This is a genomic window from Bradyrhizobium guangzhouense (assembly GCF_004114955.1).
In the GTDB taxonomy this organism is placed as follows: Bacteria; Pseudomonadota; Alphaproteobacteria; order Rhizobiales; family Xanthobacteraceae; genus Bradyrhizobium; species Bradyrhizobium guangzhouense.
On sequence record NZ_CP030053.1, the window covers coordinates 365,055 to 387,340 of the forward strand.

A 22,286-nucleotide genomic window follows, 5' to 3' on the forward strand; every position below is an offset into this window, starting at 1 on the left:
GCATGGTCATTCCCATCAACAACGGGCCCCGCTGCGGCGGCGCCAATGGGAGCTGCAAATGACCAAGTCGTTCACTGCCAATATCCGCGACACCAGCCTGGCTCTGGGCTTTGCCGCCATCGTCTCGATCGTCTCGACGACCTCGAGCTTCGCCTTCTCGGCCGAGGCACAGCAGATGTGCACTGGCGACGCCTTCCGCCTGTGCTCGTCAGAAATCCCGAACATTCCGAAAATCACGGCTTGCATGATACAGCACCGCTCAGACCTGAGCGCCGGCTGCCGCGCGGTGATGGACAAGGACCTCGCCAAAGGCGCGTCACGCAAGGTTGCTGACGCCCGGGACGGTCAGTAAGAGACCGCCAGCAAGCGCGCGGCGATCTCGATTGCTGCGTCGCCGAGCTCCCTTCGCGATGTGCCCCGGCGCCATGCCGGGGCCGCGCGGCGGTGCCAGTCAACCTGCACCGCATGTCTCCCAATAAAGCCGTTGCGGCCTTGGGATCGTCGCACTAGCTTCGCCCGCACATCTTGAGGGTATGAGGCATTCGGCGATGACCAGATTTCTTTTCGTCATTCCTTTGATTCTGTGCGCATCAGGCGCCTCGGCGCAGCAGCAGCCCGGTCACGATGCCTGCGCGCGCGACGTCACGCGCCATTGCCGCGCCGTGATGAGTAACGGCGATAGCGCCGTGCTCGCCTGTTTGAAAGAGCACCGCGCACGCCTCAGCAAGGCCTGCGACAAGGTGCTGACGGAGCACGGACAGTGACCGTCATTCCGGGGCGCGCGAAGCGCGAACCCGGAATCCGCCGAGCAGCATACGCCTGGAGCAATGGATTCTCAGGTGCGCAATTGCGCACCATAGTTCGCGCCTGACGGCGCGCCCCGGAATGACGGGGTGAGCACCTACGTGCTGCTTCCCGCAGCTGTCGCGACAACGGGCAGCACTTCGCTTGCCGCGCGATCCGGCGTCTCTTCCTTCCAGCGCACCGAGCCGAAGGGCCGCTCCAGCATGCGGCGGATCCGCACCGGATCAGGACCGATGTGGAAATCGATCGCCTGCTGGTGCAGCGCGCGTTCGGACTGGGTCGAACGGTTGCGCTGGCGCAGATAATCGAACCAGGTCGGGCAGTGATAGCGCTCGGTCCACAATTCCGGATCGGCAATGTCGCGGGCGATCGACCAGCCATAGGCGCCGTTGCGCTGCCGGGAGAGCTGCACGTCCTGCATCACGTTGTGAAAGGCGCGCGCGTTCTCCTGGGCAACGCGATATTCGATCTCGACCACCAGCGGGCCGCTGCGCCCGGTCAGCGACAGCTTGACTTCAGGGTCGGCCAGCACGTCGGCATCCTCGTTGCGGGCGCCGACGCGCGGCATTGCAAGCCAGATCCCCAGCAGCGGTGAGACCAGCATCAGGCCGGCGGCCGTGAGCAACGCGACCTCGACGCCGGCATAGTCGGTGAGATGGCCCCAGCCCCAGGCGCCGATCGCGATGCCGCCGGAAATGGAGGCCTGGAACGCGGCGAGCGATCGACCGGCGACCCAGCGCGGCGCCGAGAGTTGCACGCCGATGTTGAACAGCGCCACCGCCGCCATCCAGACCGCGCCGGCCAGCACCAGCGCGGCCGCGGTCAGCACCGGCTCGGTGCTCAAGGCAATCGCGGCCATCGCAAACGCCATGGAGATGGTGCAGGCGCGGATCGCGGCCTCGCCGCTCATGCGCTTGCGCAGCTCATGGATGTTGAGCGCGCCGACCACCGCGCCCATGCCGAACGCGCCCAGCATGATGCCGTAGGTTTGCGCGCCGCCATGCAGCAGGTCACGCGCGACCAGCGGCATCAGCGCCATGATCGCGCCGCCGATCAGGCCCATCACCAGCGTGCGCAACAGCACGATCTTGATCGGCGGTGAGTTGGTGATGTAGCGAAAGCCCGAGACCATGGCGCGGTTGAGCTTCTCCCGCGGCAGCCGCGACGGCTCGACCACGCGCCGCCAGAGCAGCAGCACGACCAGAAGCGGAAGATAGAGGATCGCGTTGCAGGCGAATGCCGCGACCGCGCCGGCTGCGGCGACGATGACGCCGCCGACCGCGGGTCCGAAGCTGCGCGCGATGTTGTAGCTGATGCCGTTCAGCGCCACCGCCGAGGGTAGCGCGTCCGGCGGCACCTGCTCGCTGACCGAGGATTGCCAGGCCGGGCCGAACAGCGCATTGCCGCTGCCGACCACGAAGCAGAAGGCGAGCAGCGATTCCGGGGCAATGAGCTTGAGGCCGGCCAGGATCGTGAGAGCGGACGCGCCGCTCAGGGCGATCATGAGAGCCACCAGCGTCACGATGCGGCGGTCATACATGTCCGCAATGGCGCCGGCCGGCATCGAGATCAGCATGATCGGCAGCATCAGGGCGGTCTGCACCAGTGCCACCTTGTCGGCAGAGGCGGCCATCTGCGTCATCGCCCAGGCCGCACCCACGCCCTGGATCAGGAGGCCGAGATTGGAGAGCAGGCTTGCGAGCCAGATGCGCCGGAATATGGTGTACCGCAGGGGGGCGGTGATGCCGTCGGCGGAACGTCTCTGACGGTTCGTCTGCTCGGTCATATACCCTTCCAAGTCGTCTGGCAGAAATGGCTTGAATAATTCCGGCAGACTTAGTGATGCCCGCGAAAGTCCTTCGCTGTCCAGTGGTTAGGCCGCTATAAGCGGTGCAAAGACATAGGTTTTAATTGGGTTTTATCGGGGAGGATCGGATGAGACTGTCACGACGGACAATTCTGCAGGGTGCAGCTAGCCTGCCTTTCGCGGTTGCGAGCTTGCGGATGGAGGCGCTGGCGCAAACCGCGTCCGCGGCCAGCAGTTCCGAGGTGCCGCCGATCCTGTTCGTCCACGGCAATGGCGACTATGATGCGCTCTGGATCACAACGCTGTGGCGGATGGAATCCAACGGCATCGCGCGCGATCGCATGATGGCGATCAATTTCACCAATCCCAGTGCGCGGACCGACGACGCGGTCGAGCAGGCCAGCCGGTCCTCGACCGAGGACCAGCGCCGCGAGCTCGCTGCTGCCATCGCTGAACTGAAACGTCGCACCGGCGCGGCGCGCGTGGCGCTGGTCGGCAATTCGCGCGGCGGCAATTCGATCCGCAACGTCATCAAGAATGGCGGCGTCGGCGATGTCAGCCACGCGGTGCTGTGCGGCACGCCCAATCACGGCGTGTTTGCGCTCGATGCCCTGCTCGGCAGCGAGTTCAACGGACGCGGGGCCTTCCTGCGCGGTTTGAACGCAGGCGACAGCGAGGTGACGCCGGGTGTCGCCTTCCTCACCTTGCGCAGCGACGGCATGGACAAATATGCGCAGCCCGACGGCCGCTTCATGGGCAAGCCGGGCGTGCCGACCAACGTCACTGCCGAGGGGCCCGAGCTGAAGGGCGCGACCAACCTCGTGCTCGGCGCGATCGATCATCGCGAGACGGCGTATCATCCGCGGGCGTTTCGCGAGATCTACAAATTCATCGCCGGCCGCGAGCCCGCGCGCATCGCTATCACGCCGGAGCGGACGGTCCGAATCAGTGGACTGGTCACGGGCACCGCGGATGGCGTGCCGACCAATCGCCCCGTGGCCGGCGCCACGGTCGAGATCTACCATGTCGACCGCGAGAGCGGGGAGCGCAAAGGCGAATTGACATATCGCTTGACCACTGCGGCCGACGGACGCTGGGGGCCGGCCGAGGTCGATCCCGCCTCGCCGCTCGAGATCGTCCTGACCTCGCCGGACGCCCCGACGACGCACTTCTACCGCTCGCCCTTCCCGCGCTCCTCCAATGTCGTGCATTTGCGCGCTGCGCGGCCTTTCCTTCCGGCAGAAAAGGATGCAGGTGCAGTCGTGATCATGTCGCGCCCGCGCGGCTATTTCGGGCTGCCGCGCGACACCGTGCTGCTCGATGGCCGCGAGCCTACCGACGTGACGCCGGGAGTGCCCACGGATGCGACAGCAACCCTGCGCCTTCCGGCCAGCGAGGTCGGACGCAGCGTCGTGGCCGAGTTCAACGAAGAGCGAATTGTGGCGCGCGCCTGGCCCGCCTCCGAGAACAGGATTGCGGTTGCCGAGCTGACTTACTAGCTATTGGCCTGCGTGAGGTCTCACGGGAGAGAGCCATGAACATCGCCAGTGTGCGCCGGCCCATCATCCCGCCGACCCCGCCGCGCGCGCCCGACGACATGTCGTTCTTCGGCCGTATCGCGGTGATCAAGCAGAACATGATCGCGACCTGGGGGCAGCGCGCCTATGAGGAAGAGGTCATCCAGGGCCGCTTCTTCCTGCACAAGAGTTTCATCCTGAACCAGCCGGACGCGATCCGGCACGTGCTGCTCAGCAACTACCAGAATTACATGCGAACCCCGGCGGGCATCCGCATGCTGCGTCCGGTGCTCGGCGAGGGTCTCCTGCTCGCCGAAGGCCACGCCTGGACATTTCAACGGCGTACGCTGTCGCCGGCTTTCACGCCGCGTGCCACCGCCAATCTCGTGCCGCACATGACGGCGGTGCTCGACGAGACCATCGCGAAGCTGGAGACGCGAACAGGCGAGCCGGTCGATCTGCGCGAGATCATGCAGCGCATGACGCTCGAGATCGCCGGACGGACGATGTTCTCGTTCGGGATGGACCGGCATGGTCCGACCTTGCGCAACTTCGTCATGGAATATGGCGAGCGGCTCGGGCGGGCCCACTTCCTCGACATGGCGCTGCCGGTGTCGTGGCCGACGCCGATGGATCGGGCCCGCGCCCGCTTCCGCAAGCGCTGGGTCGAATTCGTCGCGATGCTGATCGCCGAACGGCGTGCGGTGGGCAAGAAGGACGGCGCGCCGCCGCGCGATCTGTTCGATCTCATGGACGAGGCGCGCGATCCTGAAACGGGCAAGGGCTTTTCCGACGAGCAGCTCGTCGACGAGGTCGCGACCATGATCCTGGCGGGCCATGAGACCACCGCGACCGCCCTGTTCTGGGCGCTCTATCTGCTGGCGCTCGATCCTGACACGCAGGAGGAGGTTGCTTCCGAGACGAGAGGCGAGCATCTCGACAGCATGGCCGATATCGACCGGCAAAAATTCACCCGCGCCGTGATCGACGAGACCATGCGGCTCTATCCGCCGGCCTTCCTCATTGCGCGCGCCGCGCGTGACAAGGACGTCGTGGCCGGAGCCGAGGTCAACAAGGGCGACATCCTCATGATCGCCCCCTGGCTGCTGCACCGGCACGAGAAGCTGTGGGATCAGCCGAACGCCTTCATCCCGAAACGCTTCATGTCGAAGGAGCCGCCCGATCGCTTCGCTTATCTGCCGTTCGGTGCCGGCCCGCGCGTCTGCATCGGCGCACCGTTCGCGCAGGCCGAATCCGTGCTGGCGCTGGCGCGATTGATCGGCGCGTTCCGCGTCGAGCTGGCGGACACAGCGCCGGTCATTCCATTTGGCGTCGTCACGACCCAGCCGGACCACTCACCCATGTTCCGCATCACGCGCCGGTGACAGGCCGTCAGCCTGGACGCCGGCGTGATTCCACCCCAAATAGAGTTGCGCCATGAGCGACATCCAGGCCCAGTTTTCCGTTCTGAAGCAGACTGCCGACACCAAGGTGGCCGATGCGATCGCGTCTCTCATTGAAGACGGTGAGGATCACGAACTCAACCGCGTCAATGTGCTCGACTTTGCCAGGCAGCATGGCGTCGACGAAGAGCGCGCGATTTCCGCTTTCCTGCACTCGGCACGGCTCGGGCTGTTCGATCTCGGCTGGAACGTGCTGTGCCCCGGCTGTGGCGGTGTGCTCGGTGCTCATACGACGCTGAAGGCGCTCAAGCCGGACGACTACCATTGCGCGCTCTGCGCCTGCGGCTACAAGGCCTCCGTTGACGATCAGGTCGAGGTCTCCTTCACGGTGAATCCGCGCGTCCGGCGGATCGCCGCGCACGATCCCGACACGCTTCCGGTGTGGGAGTATTTCAAGCAGGTGTTCTGGAGCTCCGGCGTCGACTTCAATAAGGAATCCTTTGCGACGCTCGCCAATGAGGTGACTCTCGATACGATGGAGCTGCCAGCCGGCGAGAAGGCGACCATGTCGCTGCAACTGCCGAATGACTTCATCATCATCTTCGAGCCCGTGACCCACGCCGCCCATTTCATCGACGTCCAGGGCGAGCCGACCAAGGAGCGCCAGCAGCTCGCCATCATGTACAACAAGGTGCAGGCCCCGACGGGAACTACGACGATGCGGCCGGGGCCGCTGCGGTTGTCGCTGGAGAACCAGGCCGGCGTGCGGGTGCTGCCGTCGGTGTTCATCGCGGCCGAGGCGCTCCATCACCTGATCGGCCAGCGCAAGCCGTTCCTCACCGCCAAGCGCATGCTGTCGAACCAGACGTTTCGCGATGTCTTCAAGGCGGACAATCTCAGCCTCGACCAGCGGCTCCAGATCACCTCGCTGACCTTCCTGTTCACCGACCTGAAGGGCTCGACCGCGCTTTATGAGCGTGTCGGCGATCTTGCCGCCTTCGATCTGGTGCGCGCGCATTTCCGTGCGCTGCTGGAGATCATCTCGTCCGAAAAGGGCGCGGTGGTGAAGACCATCGGCGATGCCGTGATGGCGACCTTCATCCGTCCCGAGCATGCTATCGTCGCGGGCCTGCGGATGCGGGCGGCGATGGACGAGCTCAACAAGCAGCGCGGCACGGACGATCTGATCGTCAAGATCGGCATCCATGAAGGTCCATGCCTTGCAGTGATGCTCAACGAGCGGCAGGACTATTTCGGCCAGACTGTCAACATCGCCGCCCGCGTGCAGAGCCTGTCGACCGCACAGGAGATCCACATCACCGGTCCGGTGCTGGACGCGCCGGCGGTGGCCGAGATCCTCGAGCGGCGCGAGATCAAGCCGATCCAGAAGCAGGCGGCCCTGCGCGGCATCGCCGACAAGATGGTGGTTTACGAGATACCGTGAGGGAGGCGATGGTGCATCCTCATCGTCGTCCTGGCGAAAGCCGGGACCCATACCGCGGAACCTAGCGATCATCGGCGGTGGGCGTACCGAACGACGAGTCTTAGCCAAATTGCTCCCTGGGGTCATGGGTCCTGGCTTTCGCCAGGACGACACCGAGGGTGCGACGAGAATCAGATTGCCGAAACGTAATGCAGCGCGCGGAACGGATGCACGTTGCGCCGGTTGGGTTTCCCGCTCATATAAGTCTGGTAGCGGCCGCGCTTCCCCCGTGGCGTCATCGATTCCGGTAGGACCTTATGCTCGACGGCCTGCGTCAATTCATCGCCGACATTGTTGCCCCCCAGGCCCAGGACCGCGCCTTCGGCGACAGCGACTACCGCTTGGCGGCAACCGCGCTGCTGGTCCACGTGGTTTCGCTGGACGGCCAGCCGACGCAGGCCGAGCAGCACAAGCTGCACAGTCTGATCGAAAGCCATTTCAAGCTGGACCGCGGCACTGCTGACCGGCTGATCGCGGATGCCACCCAGGTCGAGGGCGAAGCGGTCGATCTCTACCACTTCACCAGCGTGATCATGCGTTCGCTCGATGAAGCGGGCCGCAAGCGCATCGTCCAGATGATGTGGGAGCTGGTCTATGCCGACGGTCAGGTCACCGAGTTCGAGGACAATGTCGTCTGGCGCGCCTCCGACCTGCTCGGGATTTCGCAGCGCGACCGGATCGACCTGAAGCACGCGGTTGCCGAGCGTGCCGGCGGTGAGGTCAAGGACGATGCGCTCGGCGGCTGAGCCACCGCAGGCCCGGCGTGATTGCTGGTTGTATCGACCACATGACGAAACTTTAATGTAGCCGCCGGAACGTTCCGGTTCCGGACTTCCCTGTAAATTCGCGGTTTTCTCGCCTTCCCTGTTGCCCGCTCAGGCCGCCATGCAGCCGGCGCCGCTTGCTTGTCGCGCGCGGCCTATGCTCAGTTCCGCTGTTCCGGGGCCAAAAAACTTACATCAAGAGACTGCGATCGTGACTGAGCGGGTAACGTTGATCACCGGTGCTTCGGCGGGCATCGGCACGGAGCTGGCGCGTGTGTTTGCCGCGAACGGGCACCGCCTCGCGCTGACGGCGCGACGTGCGGACCGGCTCGAGGCGCTCGCGAACGAGCTCGCTGCGACATGCGGCAAGAAGCCGATCGTGATCGCCTGCGATCTCCAGCAAGCCGCTGCCGGCGAAAGGATCGCCGCCGCGCTTGCTGCGGAAGAAGTCGAGCTCGACAACCTCGTCAACAATGCCGGTTTCGGCGTGTTCGGTGATGCGATCGAACGCGACCGCGACGAGCAGGTCGGCATCGTCGATGTCAACGTCCGCGCACTGACCGATCTGTCGCTGCGCTTCGCCGACCAGCTCATCAGGAACAAGGGCGGCCTTCTCAATGTCGGATCGGTCGCGGGCTTCCTGCCCGGTCCCGGCATGGCCGTCTATTACGCATCCAAGGCTTATGTGATTTCGCTCACCGAGGCGTTGCGGGCGGAGCTCGCGCCGCGCGGCGTGCGCGTGACCGTGCTGTGCCCGGGTCCGGTGCAAACCGAATTCCAGGGGCGTGCCGGCGTTGGCGACGGGCACGATACGGCCCTTCTCAACGTCTCGGCCGCCGACGTTGCGCGGCAGGCTTATCGTGGGTTGATGGCGAATAAACGGGCAGTGCTGCCGGGTCTCGGCATCAAGATTGTTCCGTTCGCGCTCCGCTTCTTCCCGCGCGGCTTCATCCTGTCCGCCACCAGCCGGTTTCAGCGGCGGCGGCACTGAAGCAAGCCCAATGCACCCGTAGTGGCCCGGAGCTTGCTTCAGCACGGGCGTGTGTGCGCAAACTCACACGATGTTAACCTTCGCTTAGCTATGCTGGCGGCTTGAACCGATAGCACTCGCAGAGGCCATGTCGTTTCGGACGGACAGGTTTGGTAGCGCAGAATTGGTGCCCTTCCGGAGGAGGACGCCGCGCGCGGCCGCCTCCGAACCGCGTCTTCCGGTTCTGATCGTTCTTCATCAGGAATCCTCGACACCCGGCCGCGTCGGCAATGCGCTGCGCGCGCTCGGCCATCGTCTCGACATCCGGCGTCCGCGATACGGCGATCCCCTCCCTGATACGCTCGACCAGCATGCTGGCGCCGTCGTCTTCGGCGGCCCGATGAGCGCCAATGATTCGGACGACTACGTCAGGCGCGAGATCGACTGGATCGAAGTTCCGCTGCGCGAGCAGCGGCCGTTCCTCGGCATCTGCCTGGGCGCTCAGATGCTGGCCATGCAGCTTGGCGCGCGCGTCGCGCCGCATGCGCAGGCGCTGACACAGATCGGCTATTACCCGATCCGCCCGACCGCGGCAGGCCGCGCGCTCTGTCCGGACTGGCCGGCGCAGGTCTATCACTGGCATCGCGAGGGTTTTGAGCTGCCTGACGGCACCGAATTGCTGGCGGAAGGCGATGATTTCCCCAACCAGGCATTCCGTGCCGGCAATGCCTTCGGCGTGCAGTTTCATCCTGACGTGACCTACGCGATGATGCATTGCTGGACCACGCGCGGCTATGACGGTCTCAGCGCACCCGGCGCCCGCGAGCGGCACCATCATTTCGCAGATCGTGCCGTTTACGATGCCGCGGAGCGTGCCTGGCTCGATCATTTCATCGACGGCTGGCTGGCGCGCCGGCCGCTACTGGCGCAAGCCGCCGAGTAATCGCGCCTTCACGCAAGCCCTCGCCCCATCCCTGACTATGCTAGGCTCGCTGCCGTTGAGCGCGCGCGAACGCGTGCCGGCGAGCAAAGGGAGAGCGCGATGGCCTATGAGCACATTCTCTATGAGGTGAGCGATGGAATCGCGACCATTACGCTCAATCGCCCCGACCGCATGAATGCGTGGACGCCCGTCATGGAGCGCGACGTGCGGCATGCGATGGAAACCTCAAATGCCGATGACAATGTCCGCGTCATCGTGCTGACCGGCGCGGGCCGGGCGTTCTGCGCCGGCGCCGACATGGATGCGCTGAAAGGGCTCGATCCCAACGACGTCAGGCGCGCCTCGAACCTGCCGCCCTTCGACATGAACCGCCGGCCCGACTGGCAGACGCGCTATGGTTTCTATCCGTCGATCGGCAAGCCTGTCATCGCCATGCTCAACGGCGCGACCGCCGGCATCGGCCTCGTGCATGCACTGTATTGCGACCTGCGCTTTGCCGCCGACAACACCGTGTTCACGACGGCCTTCGCACGGCGCGGCCTGATCGCCGAGCACGGCATCAGCTGGATGCTGCCGCGCATCGTCGGCCACGCCAACGCGATGGATCTCTTGCTCTCGGCCCGTCGCGTTGGAAGCGAGGAGGCGCTGCGGATCGGCCTGGTCAACCGGCTCTGCCCGCCCGAAAAGCTGCGCGAGGAAACCTACGCCTATGCGCGCGATCTCGCCGATTTCGTCTCGCCGAGCGCGATGGCCGTGATCAAGCGGCAACTCTACGAAGTGCCGTTCCAGACGTTGGCCGAGGCGACGATCGAGGCCAACAGGGAAATGATGGTGGCGCTGAACGGCAGCGATTTCCGGGAGGGCGTTGCGAGCTTCATGGAGAAGCGACCGCCAAGGTTTACGGGGAAGTAGGGGTGAACTCGGGGTATCTAAGTCCGTCTTCGCCCTTTGGGCTTTGCCGGACACCACGCTTCACCCTTTGGGCTCCTCGTGGCTGCGCCACGCGTAGCCCAAAGGGCGAAGCGTGGTGGAGCCAGGCGGGATCGAACCGCCGACCTCGTCATTGCGAACGACGCGCTCTCCCAGCTGAGCTATGGCCCCTTTGCTGGCCGCTCTGGTAAAAACGCGGCCGACAACCGGGCGCCATTTAAGTCCCCGCCAAGGTCAAGTCAAGGACGGGTGTAACGGGGTTTTCGCCATCCGGGCATCGACTTCCCTTGTTTGGGCCCGGGGGAACCGATATCTAGCGAAAGCGATACACAGCGCCATCGGAGACGAGCCCACTTCATGAAGCCCATCGTCTATGTGCTGATTCAAATCATCAGCCTTTACAGGTATATACTGATCATTGCGGCAATCTTCTCCTGGTTGGTTGCGTTCAATGTCGTGAACACGCGCAATCAGTTCATCTCCGCCGTCGCTGAATTCCTCTACCGGATCACCGAACCGCTCCTGGGCCCGATTCGCCGTCGCTTGCCTAATTTCGGCGGATTGGACATCTCGCCCATTATTCTCTTCTTCCTGTTGTTGCTGATTGAGATCTATCTGTCGGATTACGTCTATCCGTACGTGCCGTAGAGGCTGATGGAGCCCTGGCGCAACTCGGCCGACGGGATCAGCATCGCGCTGCGGGTGACGCCGCGCGGCGGGCGTGACGGCATCGATGGGATCGAGCAGCTTTCCGACGGTCGCTGCGTGCTGAAGCTGCGGGTGCGGGCCGTCGCCGATGGCGGTGAGGCCAATCGCGCTGTCCTGGCGTTGCTGGCGAAATCGCTTGGCGTGCCCAAGGCCAGCGTCAGCCTCCTGTCGGGAGCGACGTCCCGGCTGAAGCACGTCGCCATCGCGGGCGATCCGGCACGGCTCGCTGACGCGTTGCGTGGGCTCGCGCCAGTCAAATCGATAGACCAGGGGAAACTGACATGACGGCCAAGATCATCGATGGAAAAATCATCGCGGCGGACCTTCGCGCTCGCGTTGCCGACGAGGTCGCCCGCGTCAAGCGCGAGCACAATCTGGTGCCGGGCCTTGCTGTCGTCCTGGTCGGCAACGATCCCGCCAGCGAAGTCTATGTCCGCTCCAAGCATACGCAGACCCAGGCCGCGGGCATGGCTTCGTTCGAGCACAAGCTACCGGCAGATGTTTCGCAGGCCGAGCTGATGGCGGTCGTCGCCAGGCTCAACCGCGACCCCGCCGTGCACGGCATTCTCGTGCAATTGCCGCTGCCGAAGGGGCTGAACACCGAGGCCGTGATCAACGCCATCGATCCCGCCAAGGACGTCGACGGGCTGCATCCGAACAATGCCGGCCGGCTCGCCGGCGGCTTCGAGGCGCTGTCGCCCTGCACGCCGCTCGGCTGCATCATCCTGACCAAGAGCGTGCATCCCTCCCTCGAAGGCATGAACGCCGTCGTGATCGGCCGCTCCAATCTGGTCGGTCGCCCGCTGGTGCAATTGCTGCTGAACGAGAACGCGACGGTGACGATCGCCCATTCGCGCTCGCGTGATTTGCCCGGGATCGTGAAGCAGGCCGATCTCGTCTATGCCGCGGTCGGCAGGCCCGAGATGGTGCGCGGCGATTGGCTGAAGCCGGGTGCGACCGTGATCGACATCGGCATCAACCGCATTCCGAAGGACGACGGCAAGACCCGTCTCGTCGGCGATGTCGCCTATCAGGAAGCGCTTGGTGTCGCCGGCGCGATCACGCCGGTGCCTGGCGGCGTCGGCCAGATGACGGTCGCCTGCCTGCTCGTGAATACGCTCCGCGCGGCGTGTGCGATCGCAGGCTTGCCGAAGCCGGCGGTCTAACGCGGGCTCTCGTGCCCCGGACGCCACCGGCGCGTTTACGCGCGTCTTCGACGCGCTATGGCAGCGCTTCTTCAGCGTCGCGTCACACCGGACGATGCTAAGCATCGCCGGGACATGCCGCGCCGCATCCGGGACACGGATTCCTCAGCCCCTCTTTTTCTTCTCGCGCTCGATGCCTTCGAGGATCAGCTTCGCGGCTTCCTCGGGGCCGCCCCAGCGCAGGATCTTCACCCACTTGCCCTTCTCGAGATCCTTGTAGTGCTCGAAGAAGTGCTGGATCTGCTGAAGCGTGATGTCGGGCAGGTCGGAATACGATTTCACCTTGTCGTAGCGCTGCGTCAGCTTCGACGACGGCACTGCAAGGATCTTCTCGTCGCCGCCGGCCTCGTCTTCCATGAACAGCACGCCGACCGGGCGCACGCTCATGACGGCGCCGGGAATGATGGCACGGGTGTTGACGATCAGCACGTCGCAGGGGTCGCCGTCGTCGGACAAAGTGTGCGGAATGAAACCGTAATTACCGGGATAGCGCATCGGCGTGTAGAGGAAGCGATCGACGACGAGCGTGCCGGCCTCCTTGTCCATCTCGTATTTGATCGGCTCGCCGCCCACGGGGACTTCGATGACGACGTTGACGTCGTGGGGGACGTTTTTTCCGATCGAGATAGCATCGATACGCATTAGAAAGGCTCCGTTGTTGCCGAGGTTAAATCGCGCCCGGCAGCGATTTTGGCGCTGTCATACGCGCGCTTGGCCCCTCGATCCATCGTGTTTTTGCGAAATAATGAATCCCGCGATCACCGGCTCAAACGCTGGCGGTATCGACGGGTGGAAAGGCTGCCGGCTAAGATTTCAGCAGCTTAATTGGCCCAAATCTTAGTTGGTCCAAACCTTAATTGGTCCAGGCGAAGGCAACCTTGTCGAGCGCCTTGGGTCCGAATCGCTCCGAGGAGCGCGCCACCATGCGGCCGCCCAAGGCCCGATAGAACTCGGTCGCCGGGTCGTTGTCCGAGAGCGCCCACACCACCATGCTCTTCAGATTGCTCTGCATGAGATCGCGGCGGGCGGCGGCAAACAGGCGGCGGCCGAAGCCGAGGCCTTGAAACTCGGGACGCAGGTACAGCTCGTAGATCTCGCCGTCGAAATGCAGGCTGCGGGCGCGGTTGCGGCCGTAGTTCGCATAACCCGCGATCTTGTCGCCGAACACGAGCACGCTGACGCGGCTGCCCTTGCGGATTGCGCTGTCCCACCATTGCGGGCCGCGGCGGTTGATCAGCTTCTCCAGCTCAGCGCCGGGAATGATGCCCTGATAGGCGGAACGCCAGGCTTCGTCATGGGTGGACGCCACCGCAGTTGCATCTGCAGCTTTGGCCGGCCGAACCTCGATCAGGGTTGTGCTCATGAACGCGATCAAACCAAGTCGCCGCGCCGGCGGCAAGACCTATCGTTAATTATCGGTTAACCTGTGGACTTTCTGCATCAGTATTTTAACCATGTTGTACCGAAAAAAGACAAGCGGCCGTTTCGAACGGCACCTGCGTGCCATCTGTCGGTGCAAAAGTGCTTGCGGCAACGAATGAACGGCAATGGCAGCGCAGAAAGTCCGCCCCAAATGATTCGTTCCTACTAGTGTGGCCGTCGCCGTCCGTGCTCGCTCCCGGCAACTCATGCGACTGTTCAACGTCTCTGCACTCCTGGTTCTGCTGACTGCGTCGCCTGCGTGCGCGCAGGTCACGTTTGGGGCATCGGGACCGAAGGGCGAGCCGTTTCGCCGGCAGGAATGGCGCGTGCCGTCACCGGATACCGATATTGCCGCGCGCGCCCTGCTGTTTCGTCCCTCGGGCCCCGGTCCATTCCGGCTTGCGGTGATTGCACATGCCTCGACGCAGAATGTGCTCCGTCGCGCGCAAATGCCGCAGCCGGAATATCGCGCGCTCGCAGCGTTTCTCGTCGCGCGCGGGTTTGCCGTGCTGGTGCCGGAGCGGCTCGGCCATGGCGCGACCGGGGGCCGCTATGTCGAGGATCAGGGCGGCTGCGACGAAGCGGATTATGCGCGCTCCGGCCGCGCCACCGCGGAGGAAATTTCCCTCGCGCTGGACTATCTGCAAAAGCAGGATTTTATTCGCAGGGATGCCGCGGTCGTGATCGGGCATTCCGCCGGCGGCTGGGGCGCGCTGGCGCTCGCGAATGCCGATCCGAAAGCGATTGCCGCGATCATCGCCTTTGCACCCGGGCGCGGCGGTCATGCCAATGACGAGCCGAACAAGATCTGCGCGCCGCACACGCTGGTCGCTGCCGCGGCTGAATTCGGCAAAGGGGCGCGCATTCCCGTGACCTCACTGGTTGCAGCCAATGACAGCTATTTCGCGCCGGCATTTTCGAAGGCTTTGGCCGATGCATTTCGCAGCGGCGGCGGCAAGGACGATGTTCGTACGCTGCCGGCCGTCGGGAGCGAGGGTCACTGGATGATCGAGCTCGATGCCGGCGTCCAGGCTGCAAGCAGCGAGCTCGCGCGCGCCCTGAACCTGCCGAAACCCGTGGCGACCAAGAAACCATGACGCTGTATTTTCTGGTCAAATATCTGCACGTGCTCGGCGCCATCGTCATCCTCGGCACCGGAACCGGCATCGCCTTCTTCATGCTGATGGCGCATCGCACCGACAATGCCGAGTTCATCGCGCGCACGGCGTCGGTGGTGGTGATTGCGGATGCGATCTTCACGCTGTCGGCCGTGATCCTGCAGCCGGTCACCGGCGGCCTGCTGATGATGCTTTCGGCGACGGCGATCACCGAACGCTGGATCCTCGCCTCGCTCGCGCTCTATGCCATCGCAGGCCTGTTCTGGATTCCCGTCGTCTTCATGCAGATCGAGATGCGCGATCTCGCGCGCGAGGCCGCCGAGCAGCACGTCGCGCTGCCGGAGCGTTATTTCGTCCTGTTTCGCCGCTGGTTCGCGTTCGGCTTTCCCGGCTTCGGCGCGACGATGGCGATCCTTTGGTTGATGATTGCAAAGCCGTTTTGAAAGCAACGATGAACCGTCGAACGATCCTGGTGCTCGGCGCCTCCGGCCTGATCGGTCGCTTTGTCACCGATGATCTGCGCGCAGGAGGATTTCGCGCGGTCGGCGTCGCGCGAAGCCTGTCGCCGGCCCAGACGATGAGCGCGCTCGACATCGAGCTGCCGATCCTCTCGCTCGACGCGGCTGCGCTGACGCGCCTGCTGAGCGAGCATGAAGTCGACGTCGTCGTGAACTGCCTCGGCGTGCTCCAGGATGGCCCCGGCAGCGACACCAACGCCGTGCATCGCGATTTCGTCGCGCGCCTGCTTCAGGCGATTGCCGATAGCGGTCGTGCGATCCGGCTGGTGCACATTTCGATTCCCGGCAGCGCTGAAGCCGATCGCACCGCCTTTGCCACGACCAAGCGCGAGGCCGAGCGGCTGATTGCGGCTTCCGCCATTCCTCACGCCATCCTGCGGCCCGGCTTTGTGGTCGCGCCGTCGGCCTATGGCGGCAGCGCCATGCTGCGCGCACTCGCAGCCCTTCCGCTGGATCTTCCGGCCAAGGAGATGGCGACACCATTTCAGCCCGTCGCAGTCGAGGATATCTCGGCGACCATCGCCTGGCTGACCGCGCGTGAGATCGACGATGCCTCCGTCAGGGCGGTGAGCTGGGATCTCATGCAATCCGAGCCTGTCGCGATGACCGGCGTCATCAAGCAGTTCCGGCTCGCCTTCGGCACGGCGGGGTGGCCGCATCTCGCGATGCCGCCCTTCATGCTCGATCTCGGTGCAAGACTGGGAGATTTCGCCAACATGCTCGGCTGGATGCCGCCGATGCGCTCCACCGCCATCGCCGAGCTGCGCCGCGGTGTCACCGGCGATCCCTCGGCGTGGAGCGCCGCGACCGGCATCGCGCCGAAGACGCTGACGGAAGCGATCGGACGTCATCCCGCCACCATTCAGGACGTCTGGTTCGCCCGGCTGTTCCTGATCAAGGCGCTGATCATTGCCAGCCTGGTCGTGTTTTGGCTTGTCTCCGGTTTCATCGCGCTGTTCGTGTCCTATCGCGCCGCCGCCGCCATCCTGACCGCCCACAACTTTCCGCCCGCCCTGGTCGATCCCGTCACGACAGCCACCAGCCTGATGGACATGAGCATCGGCGTGCTGATCGCCTTCCGCCGCACCGCTGCGATCGGACTGGTTGCAGGCATCGTCGCCTCGCTCGGCTATATGTTCGGCGCCGCGATCCTGACGCCCGACCTCTGGATCGAGCCGCTCGGCGCGCTCGTAAAAACGGGGCCCGCGATCGTTCTGATGCTGGTCGCGCTACTCATGTTGGACAATCGCTGATGCCAACATGGCCCGACGACGATGTGATCCTGTTCGACGGCATCTGCATCTTCTGCTCGCGCTGGGTGAGGTTCGTCGCGGCGCGCGACACCGCGAAGCGGTTTCGCTTCACACCGATCCAGTCGGATTATGGTGCGAAGCTGGCGCGCACGTTCGGGATCAATCCGGACGACCCTGACACCAACGCCGTCGTCCATGGCGGCGAAGCGCTTATGAAGTCGGATGCGGCGCTGACCGTGCTGTCGCAGCTTCCGGGCTGGGGCTGGGTGCGGATACTGTTCGCTGTGCCGAAGCCGCTCCGCGACCCCTTCTATAGCTTTATCGCGCGCAACCGCTACCGCATCTTCGGCAAGTATGAATCGTGCTTCGTGCCAGATAGGGACTTGAGAGCACGGGTGATCGAGTGAGTTGAGTTGGACAACTCTCTCACGACCGTCATTGCGAGGAGCCCGCGACAAAATTGCGAAGCAATTTTGTGCTGGTGCGACGAAGCAATCCATAATCCTTCTGCGGAAAGATTCTGGATTGCTTCGCTGCGCTCGCAATGACGGAGTTTGCCGCTAGGGCCTGCTCATAACCGCCAAAACTTCCTTGGCCGCCCGCTCCCCACTATCCCTTGCACCATGCGCCGTCGTGAAGAAATTCGGCGACGTCGCTTCACCCGCAAAGAACAGCCGTCCATCCACCGGCGCAGCCAGCACCGCGCGATCGCCGGCATGCCCGGGCAGTGCGTGCGAATAAGAACCGCGCGCAAACGGATCATGCCCCCAGCGCGACTCGCACAGCGGCTTCAACTTGCGGCGGATGTCGTTGCCGAGGAAGCCTGATATCTCGTCGATGCCGTGCGCCGCGATGGCGCCGTCGCCGGCATCCTCCAGCGCGCGGGCAAAACTGCCGCCGAAAAAACCTTCGATGCAGGGCTGGCCGAACGGGCGGATGTGATAGGTGCCCATCTCGGTCCGCATCGTGGCGCCGCGCAAGTTTCCTTCCCTGGGAAAGGCTTCAGCCCCGTCGAGCGCGAGCGTCACCTTGTCGTCGATGCCGAGCGGCAGGCCGGCTGCGGCATCGAGCTTGGTCGGCAGCGGCGGCGAGAAGCGGATCGCTTCATCCGCGATGAGATTGGTCGGCACGGTGACGATCACCTTGTCCGCGGTCAGCGTGCCCCTTGATGTCTCGATGCGGACGCGCTTGTCCGCATGATCAATCAGCGTGACATTGCAGTCCAGCGCCACCGGGCAGGGCGCGCCATAGGCCGCGATCAGCGCGCCATAGCCGCGGCGGACGCGCCAGTTGAGTTCGCTGTCCTCATAGGCATCCCAGTCGAGCGTCGACATGTCCTCGAGTTCGCAGCCGTTGATATAGGTCGAGATCGCGTCGATCATGGCATTCCAGCGATTGCCGGGCTCGAGGCTCAGGCTGGCGGGCTCGTCCTTACCCTTTTGCGCGGCCTGCCAGAGCCGATCATAGAATGCGTCCATCGCGCGCATGAATTCGTCGCGCTCGGCTTGCGGAAACGCATTGCCGTAGGCGCGCTCTCGCCAGGGCGGCAGGTCCTTGTTGAGCTCGAAACCGAGCCCACGTGCGATCGGGACGAAAGAGTTTCTGTCCGCCGAGTGCAGCCAGCCGCAGCCGACGTCGAAGGTCACCTCGGGCGAGGCCTGCACGGTCCAGGCGCGGCCGCCGAGCCTGTTACGCGCTTCCAGCACGATCACGGAGAGGCCAGAGCCGTGCAGCGCATGCGCCGCGCCAAGGCCGGCGGCACCGGCCCCGATGATGGCGACGTCGACGGAGGAGGGGAGGGACATGGGTGGGCTCTAGCACGTCTCTGATACGCGCTAAAGGCACCACAATGTGAGCTATCATCGCCCGCGCAGGCGGGCGATCCAGTATTCCAGACGCAGCTGTTGTAGAGCCGAGAGGCCGCGGCGTACTGGATTCCCTGCCTTCGCGGAGAATGACAGCGAGCGAGTCCGGCAGCCTTACGCCACCGCTTCCTTGGCCTTTTCCGCGCGCTTGCGCTCGTTCGGGTCGAGATGCTTCTTGCGCAGCCGGATCGACTTCGGGGTGACCTCGACCAGCTCGTCGTCCTCGATATAAGCGAGCGCCTTTTCCAGCGTCATGCGGATCGGCGGGGTCAGGCGCACGGCTTCGTCCTTCGAGGTCGTGCGGATGTTGGTGAGCTGCTTGCCCTTGAGCACGTTGATCTCGAGATCGTTGTCGCGGGTGTGCTCGCCGACGATCATGCCCTTGTAGACCTTCCAGCCGGGCTCGATCATCATCGGGCCGCGGTCCTCCAGCTTGAACATGGCGTAGGCCACCGCTTCGCCCTGGTCGTTGGAGATCAGCACGCCGTTGCGGCGGCCCTGGATCTCGCCCTTGTACGGGGCATAGCCGTGGAACAGGCGGTTCATGATCGCGGTGCCGCGGGTGTCGGTGAGCAGCTCGCCCTGATAGCCGATCAGGCCGCGGGTCGGCGCGTAGAACACCAGGCGCAAGCGGTTGCCGCCCGAGGGCTTCATCTCGACCAGCTCGGACTTGCGCTCGCTCATCTTCTGCACGACGACGCCGGAGTGCTCCTCGTCGACGTCGATCACGACCTCCTCGATCGGCTCCAAGGCGCCGCCGGTGGCTTCGTCCTTCTGGAATACCACGCGCGGACGCGACACCGAGAGTTCGAAACCCTCGCGGCGCATGGTCTCGATCAGGATCGCGAGCTGCAATTCGCCGCGGCCCGAGACTTCCATCGCGTCCTTGTCGGCGGCCTCGACGACGCGGAGCGCAACGTTGCCCTCGGCTTCGCGCAGCAGACGATCGCGGATCATGCGGCTCGTCACCTTGTCGCCTTCGGTGCCGGCGAGCGGGGAGTTGTTGACGATGAACGACATCGACACGGTCGGCGGATCGATCGGCTGGGCCGGCAGCGGCACCTCGACGGTCGGATCGCAGAAGGTGTCGGCGACGGTGCCCTTGGTCAGGCCCGCAATCGCGACGATGTCGCCGGCTTCGGCTTCCTCGAGCGGCGTGCGCTCGAGACCGCGAAACGCCAGGATCTTGGTGATGCGCCCGGTCTCGACCAGCTTGCCGTCGGCATGCAGCACCTTGACCTGCTGGTTCGGCTTGAGCACGCCCGACGAGATGCGGCCGGTGATGATGCGGCCAAGATAGGGGTTGGCCTCGAGGATGGTGCCGATCATGCGGAACGGACCTTCCTCGACCTTCGGCGGCGCGACGTGGCGCAGCACCAGGTCGAACAGCGGCTCCATGCCCTTGTCCTGCGGACCCTCGGGGCTCTCGGCCATCCAGCCCTGCTTGGCCGACCCGTACAGGATCGGGAAGTCGAGCTGCTCCTCGCTGGCATCGAGCGCCGCGAACAAGTCGAACACCTCGTTGATGACTTCGGTCGGGCGCGCGTCGGGGCGGTCGACCTTGTTGATGACGACGATCGGCTTGAGGCCGACCTTGAGCGCCTTGGAGACCACGAACTTGGTCTGCGGCAGCGGGCCTTCGGCGGCGTCGACCAGCACCAGGGCGCCGTCGACCATGTTCAGGATGCGCTCGACCTCGCCGCCGAAATCAGCGTGGCCTGGCGTGTCGACGATGTTGATGCGGGTGTCTTTCCACTGCACCGAGGCCGCCTTGGCCAGAATGGTGATGCCACGCTCGCGCTCCAGATCGTTGGAGTCCATGGCGCGATCCGTCACCTTCTGGTTCTCGCGGAACGTGCCGGACTGCTGGAGGAGCTTGTCGACGAGGGTCGTCTTGCCGTGGTCGACGTGGGCGATGATGGCGACGTTGCGGAGATTCATGAGTGAGCTTCTTTGCGGTCGGACAATGGGTTAAGCGCGATCTCGCCGGTCGAGCCGGGACCTCTTCACGGACAACGCTGGAAACGTGGAAAACGGGGCCTGCTACGCCCAAAAAGGAAACCCGGCCATATCGACCGGGTAGCCTATGCGTTTGCGCCGCAATATAGGCAAAAAACGCCAAAAAACAATGCGTTCTTTCGGGGTTGGTTGATTGAATTTTGCCCGGGAATCCCCGGGGCTTAGGGGTATCCAGGGCCAAACCGGCCCGATGTCCGCGAACCCGGCGGTCCCGATCAGCTTGCGCGGATCTCGGGCTCCTCGGTCGGATAGACGCCGCGCAGCACCTCCTCGAAATGCTGCTTCACGGCGTCGTTGCAGAGGCAGGCGCGCAGGCGCAAGCCGTCATGGTTGCGGACCAGGATCGCGCCGCGCCGCGTGTCGAGCACGCCCTCGGCCTTGAACGATTGCAGCACGCGGCTGGCATAGCTGCGCCCGACGCCAAGCAAGGTGGCGAGCTGCTCATGCGTCAGCGGCACGCTGTGCGCGTCGCCGGTCCGCTCCATCGCCGCCACGATCCACTTCGCCGTGCGCTGCTCGATCGAGTGGATCGCGTTGCAGGCTGTTGACTGGAAGATCTGCGCCAGCATGCAGTCGGCATAGCGGGCGAAGATGTTGCGCAGCGACGGCGAGCGCGCTTTGGCCGCCTCGACCTTGCCGACGTGAATGCGCGCGAATGGTCCGCCGAATTTCACGCAGATGCGGGTATAGGCCGGCAGAAATCCTTCGCTGACGATGCCGCCGACGGCGCCTTCGCGGCCGACCAGAATAGTCTCGACGTCGCGGCCGTCTTCGTTCGGAACGAGGAAGGTCGCGAGCGATGGTCCGCAGGGAAAGTGCACGACCTGGACATCGTCGCCGGGGCTGTAGAGCAGATGGTTCGGGCCGACCTCGTCAACGGTGACATGGGGGGCGAGCAGCGCGTAATCGGCCGCGTTCAAGCGCCGCAGCAGATTGTTGGCGGGGCGGCTGTCGATCTCGCTCGTCTTGCTGATGTGTGCATCCATCGTGAAATCCCCTGTCCTCCCCTCCACACTAGCGATCTCCGTCCACGGCCTGTGTGCACATGTGGACAGACGTCAAAACTGTTCTGTGGTGAGTTTCGTTCCGGGAACCCTCCGATGCGCTGGGCGCAGGTGTCGGGAGAGGCTGTCCTGCCCGGTGACAACATACAGCCCTCGATAACCCGCATCATGATACCTGCCTCCCCGGACGGCGCGGCCGACATCCCTGCCGATGTGCTGATCGTCGAGGACGATCCGATCATCGCGATCGACTTCGAGGATCGCCTGCTCGGATTCGGCGTGAAGAGCGTGCGCACCGTGGGTTCGGTGGCGCAGGCGCTGAACGCGATCGATGCACGCGCGCCGGATTTCGCGCTGCTCGATGTCGAATTGATCCGCGAGAAGAGCTTTGCGATCGCCGAGCGGCTCGCCGCGCTCGGCATTCCCTTTGTCTTCGTCACCGGCTATGGCGCGGAGACCGGCATTCCGCCGGCGTTTGCGACACGGCCGCGGCTGCAAAAGCCGTGCTCCAGCGATGCTCTGGAGGCGGCATTGCAGGCGCGCGGCGGCTAAA

The 22,286-nt window shown here is 64.5% G+C and carries 23 protein-coding genes and 1 tRNA gene; 17 read left to right on the forward strand and 7 right to left on the reverse strand.

Translation table 11 applies throughout. The features are described from left to right. Positions 1-58 precede the first annotated feature (58 nt). The gene (locus XH91_RS01780; protein WP_128954679.1) at positions 59-352 is read left to right on the forward strand and encodes a hypothetical protein; all 294 of its coding nucleotides are present in this window, start codon (positions 59-61) and stop codon (positions 350-352) included. A 196-nt stretch (positions 353-548) separates the two neighbouring features. Further along, positions 549-764, forward strand: coding sequence for a hypothetical protein (locus XH91_RS01785; RefSeq protein WP_128948999.1), 216 nt, complete (start codon positions 549-551; stop codon positions 762-764). A 137-nt stretch (positions 765-901) separates the two neighbouring features. Here XH91_RS01785 and XH91_RS01790 read toward each other — a convergent pair whose 3' ends face one another. Next, a complete protein-coding gene (locus XH91_RS01790) occupies positions 902-2,590 on the reverse strand; it encodes an MFS transporter (protein WP_128949000.1) in 1,689 nt (562 codons plus the stop codon). A gap of 149 nt (positions 2,591-2,739) precedes the next feature. On the opposite strand from XH91_RS01790, the gene XH91_RS01795 reads away from it, so the two are divergent. The 7 genes from XH91_RS01795 (at position 2,740) to XH91_RS01830 (ending at position 10,603) form a co-directional block, all read left to right on the forward strand. Next, positions 2,740-4,110: a hydrolase gene (locus XH91_RS01795; protein ID WP_128949001.1), complete on the forward strand. Its 1,371-nt coding sequence runs from the start codon at positions 2,740-2,742 to the stop codon at positions 4,108-4,110. Positions 4,111-4,145: 35 nt separating this feature from the next. Next, positions 4,146-5,513, forward strand: coding sequence for a cytochrome P450 (locus XH91_RS01800; protein ID WP_128949002.1), 1,368 nt, complete (start codon positions 4,146-4,148; stop codon positions 5,511-5,513). Between the two features lie 52 nt (positions 5,514-5,565). Further along, a complete protein-coding gene (locus tag XH91_RS01805) occupies positions 5,566-6,975 on the forward strand; it encodes an adenylate/guanylate cyclase domain-containing protein (protein WP_128949003.1) in 1,410 nt (469 codons plus the stop codon). 296 nt (positions 6,976-7,271) lie between these two features. Continuing rightward, on the forward strand, positions 7,272-7,760 hold the full coding sequence (locus XH91_RS01815; RefSeq protein ID WP_128949004.1) for a tellurite resistance TerB family protein: 489 nt from the start codon (positions 7,272-7,274) through the stop codon (positions 7,758-7,760). 229 nt (positions 7,761-7,989) lie between these two features. Then, positions 7,990-8,769, forward strand: a complete 780-nt coding sequence (locus XH91_RS01820; RefSeq protein WP_128949005.1) for an SDR family NAD(P)-dependent oxidoreductase — start codon at positions 7,990-7,992, stop codon at positions 8,767-8,769. A gap of 127 nt (positions 8,770-8,896) precedes the next feature. Then, entirely contained in the window at positions 8,897-9,691 is a 795-nt protein-coding gene (locus tag XH91_RS01825; protein WP_128949006.1) for a glutamine amidotransferase, read from the forward strand. A 99-nt stretch (positions 9,692-9,790) separates the two neighbouring features. Continuing rightward, positions 9,791-10,603 (forward strand): enoyl-CoA hydratase, encoded by an 813-nt coding sequence (locus XH91_RS01830; RefSeq protein ID WP_128949007.1) that lies wholly within the window; start codon positions 9,791-9,793, stop codon positions 10,601-10,603. A 113-nt stretch (positions 10,604-10,716) separates the two neighbouring features. Here XH91_RS01830 and XH91_RS01835 read toward each other — a convergent pair. Then, positions 10,717-10,792: transfer RNA gene (locus XH91_RS01835), tRNA-Ala, on the reverse strand. Between the two features lie 186 nt (positions 10,793-10,978). Here XH91_RS01835 and XH91_RS01840 point away from each other — a divergent pair. The 3 genes from XH91_RS01840 to folD are packed head-to-tail and all read left to right on the forward strand — an operon-like array spanning position 10,979 to position 12,495. Next, complete coding sequence (locus tag XH91_RS01840) at positions 10,979-11,269, forward strand: YggT family protein (protein ID WP_128949008.1); 291 nt, start codon at positions 10,979-10,981, stop codon at positions 11,267-11,269. Between the two features lie 6 nt (positions 11,270-11,275). After that, positions 11,276-11,614 carry a DUF167 domain-containing protein gene (locus tag XH91_RS01845; protein WP_128949009.1) on the forward strand — a complete coding sequence of 113 codons (339 nt, stop codon included), beginning with the start codon at positions 11,276-11,278 and terminating at the stop codon, positions 11,612-11,614. After that, positions 11,611-12,495 carry a bifunctional methylenetetrahydrofolate dehydrogenase/methenyltetrahydrofolate cyclohydrolase FolD gene (gene folD / locus XH91_RS01850; RefSeq protein WP_128949010.1) on the forward strand — a complete coding sequence of 295 codons (885 nt, stop codon included), beginning with the start codon at positions 11,611-11,613 and terminating at the stop codon, positions 12,493-12,495. Before XH91_RS01845 ends, folD begins: the two co-directional genes overlap by 4 nt. Before the next feature lie 144 nt (positions 12,496-12,639). On the opposite strand, the gene ppa is transcribed toward folD, so the two are convergent. Together ppa and XH91_RS01860 are read right to left on the reverse strand one after the other, a co-directional pair. Continuing rightward, positions 12,640-13,176, reverse strand: coding sequence for an inorganic diphosphatase (gene ppa / locus XH91_RS01855; protein WP_128949011.1), 537 nt, complete (start codon positions 13,174-13,176; stop codon positions 12,640-12,642). A 211-nt stretch (positions 13,177-13,387) separates the two neighbouring features. Beyond that, positions 13,388-13,897 (reverse strand): GNAT family N-acetyltransferase, encoded by a 510-nt coding sequence (locus tag XH91_RS01860; RefSeq protein ID WP_128949012.1) that lies wholly within the window; start codon positions 13,895-13,897, stop codon positions 13,388-13,390. Positions 13,898-14,162: 265 nt separating this feature from the next. Between XH91_RS01860 and XH91_RS01865 the strand changes: the two genes are divergently transcribed. From XH91_RS01865 to XH91_RS01880, 4 genes are read left to right on the forward strand one after another with little or no spacing between them, the layout of a single operon-like run. Further along, positions 14,163-15,053 carry a dienelactone hydrolase family protein gene (locus XH91_RS01865; protein ID WP_128949013.1) on the forward strand — a complete coding sequence of 297 codons (891 nt, stop codon included), beginning with the start codon at positions 14,163-14,165 and terminating at the stop codon, positions 15,051-15,053. Beyond that, entirely contained in the window at positions 15,050-15,517 is a 468-nt protein-coding gene (locus XH91_RS01870; RefSeq protein ID WP_128949014.1) for a DUF2269 family protein, read from the forward strand. The genes XH91_RS01865 and XH91_RS01870 overlap by 4 nt, the downstream gene beginning before the upstream one ends. Positions 15,518-15,525: 8 nt before the next feature. After that, positions 15,526-16,845 carry an SDR family oxidoreductase gene (locus XH91_RS01875; RefSeq protein ID WP_128949015.1) on the forward strand — a complete coding sequence of 440 codons (1,320 nt, stop codon included), beginning with the start codon at positions 15,526-15,528 and terminating at the stop codon, positions 16,843-16,845. After that, complete coding sequence (locus XH91_RS01880) at positions 16,845-17,252, forward strand: thiol-disulfide oxidoreductase DCC family protein (RefSeq protein WP_128949016.1); 408 nt, start codon at positions 16,845-16,847, stop codon at positions 17,250-17,252. The genes XH91_RS01875 and XH91_RS01880 overlap by 1 nt, the downstream gene beginning before the upstream one ends. A gap of 153 nt (positions 17,253-17,405) precedes the next feature. Here the strand turns inward: XH91_RS01880 and XH91_RS01885 are convergent, their stop codons facing one another. From XH91_RS01885 to XH91_RS01895, 3 genes are all read right to left on the reverse strand, one after another. Beyond that, positions 17,406-18,650 (reverse strand): flavin monoamine oxidase family protein, encoded by a 1,245-nt coding sequence (locus XH91_RS01885; protein ID WP_128949017.1) that lies wholly within the window; start codon positions 18,648-18,650, stop codon positions 17,406-17,408. 174 nt (positions 18,651-18,824) lie between these two features. Beyond that, on the reverse strand, positions 18,825-20,651 hold the full coding sequence (gene typA, locus XH91_RS01890; RefSeq protein ID WP_128949018.1) for a translational GTPase TypA: 1,827 nt from the start codon (positions 20,649-20,651) through the stop codon (positions 18,825-18,827). Between the two features lie 293 nt (positions 20,652-20,944). After that, on the reverse strand, positions 20,945-21,715 hold the full coding sequence (locus tag XH91_RS01895; RefSeq protein ID WP_128949019.1) for a Crp/Fnr family transcriptional regulator: 771 nt from the start codon (positions 21,713-21,715) through the stop codon (positions 20,945-20,947). 186 nt (positions 21,716-21,901) lie between these two features. On the opposite strand from XH91_RS01895, the gene XH91_RS01900 reads away from it, so the two are divergent. Then, positions 21,902-22,285 (forward strand): response regulator, encoded by a 384-nt coding sequence (locus tag XH91_RS01900; protein WP_245470679.1) that lies wholly within the window; start codon positions 21,902-21,904, stop codon positions 22,283-22,285. Position 22,286: the final 1 nt, after the last annotated feature.

Coding starts and splice junctions, on each gene's coding strand:
- XH91_RS01780 (WP_128954679.1), top strand. CDS start 59: ATGACCAAGTCGTTCACTGCCAATATCCGCGACACCAGCCTGGCTCTG.
- XH91_RS01785 (WP_128948999.1), top strand. CDS start 549: ATGACCAGATTTCTTTTCGTCATTCCTTTGATTCTGTGCGCATCAGGC.
- XH91_RS01790 (WP_128949000.1), bottom strand. CDS start 2,590: ATGACCGAGCAGACGAACCGTCAGAGACGTTCCGCCGACGGCATCACC.
- XH91_RS01795 (WP_128949001.1), top strand. CDS start 2,740: ATGAGACTGTCACGACGGACAATTCTGCAGGGTGCAGCTAGCCTGCCT.
- XH91_RS01800 (WP_128949002.1), top strand. CDS start 4,146: ATGAACATCGCCAGTGTGCGCCGGCCCATCATCCCGCCGACCCCGCCG.
- XH91_RS01805 (WP_128949003.1), top strand. CDS start 5,566: ATGAGCGACATCCAGGCCCAGTTTTCCGTTCTGAAGCAGACTGCCGAC.
- XH91_RS01815 (WP_128949004.1), top strand. CDS start 7,272: ATGCTCGACGGCCTGCGTCAATTCATCGCCGACATTGTTGCCCCCCAG.
- XH91_RS01825 (WP_128949006.1), top strand. CDS start 8,897: ATGTCGTTTCGGACGGACAGGTTTGGTAGCGCAGAATTGGTGCCCTTC.
- XH91_RS01830 (WP_128949007.1), top strand. CDS start 9,791: ATGGCCTATGAGCACATTCTCTATGAGGTGAGCGATGGAATCGCGACC.
- XH91_RS01840 (WP_128949008.1), top strand. CDS start 10,979: ATGAAGCCCATCGTCTATGTGCTGATTCAAATCATCAGCCTTTACAGG.
- XH91_RS01845 (WP_128949009.1), top strand. CDS start 11,276: ATGGAGCCCTGGCGCAACTCGGCCGACGGGATCAGCATCGCGCTGCGG.
- folD (WP_128949010.1), top strand. CDS start 11,611: ATGACGGCCAAGATCATCGATGGAAAAATCATCGCGGCGGACCTTCGC.
- ppa (WP_128949011.1), bottom strand. CDS start 13,176: ATGCGTATCGATGCTATCTCGATCGGAAAAAACGTCCCCCACGACGTC.
- XH91_RS01860 (WP_128949012.1), bottom strand. CDS start 13,897: ATGAGCACAACCCTGATCGAGGTTCGGCCGGCCAAAGCTGCAGATGCA.
- XH91_RS01865 (WP_128949013.1), top strand. CDS start 14,163: ATGCGACTGTTCAACGTCTCTGCACTCCTGGTTCTGCTGACTGCGTCG.
- XH91_RS01870 (WP_128949014.1), top strand. CDS start 15,050: ATGACGCTGTATTTTCTGGTCAAATATCTGCACGTGCTCGGCGCCATC.
- XH91_RS01875 (WP_128949015.1), top strand. CDS start 15,526: ATGAACCGTCGAACGATCCTGGTGCTCGGCGCCTCCGGCCTGATCGGT.
- XH91_RS01880 (WP_128949016.1), top strand. CDS start 16,845: ATGCCAACATGGCCCGACGACGATGTGATCCTGTTCGACGGCATCTGC.
- XH91_RS01885 (WP_128949017.1), bottom strand. CDS start 18,650: ATGTCCCTCCCCTCCTCCGTCGACGTCGCCATCATCGGGGCCGGTGCC.
- typA (WP_128949018.1), bottom strand. CDS start 20,651: ATGAATCTCCGCAACGTCGCCATCATCGCCCACGTCGACCACGGCAAG.
- XH91_RS01895 (WP_128949019.1), bottom strand. CDS start 21,715: ATGGATGCACACATCAGCAAGACGAGCGAGATCGACAGCCGCCCCGCC.
- XH91_RS01900 (WP_245470679.1), top strand. CDS start 21,902: ATGATACCTGCCTCCCCGGACGGCGCGGCCGACATCCCTGCCGATGTG.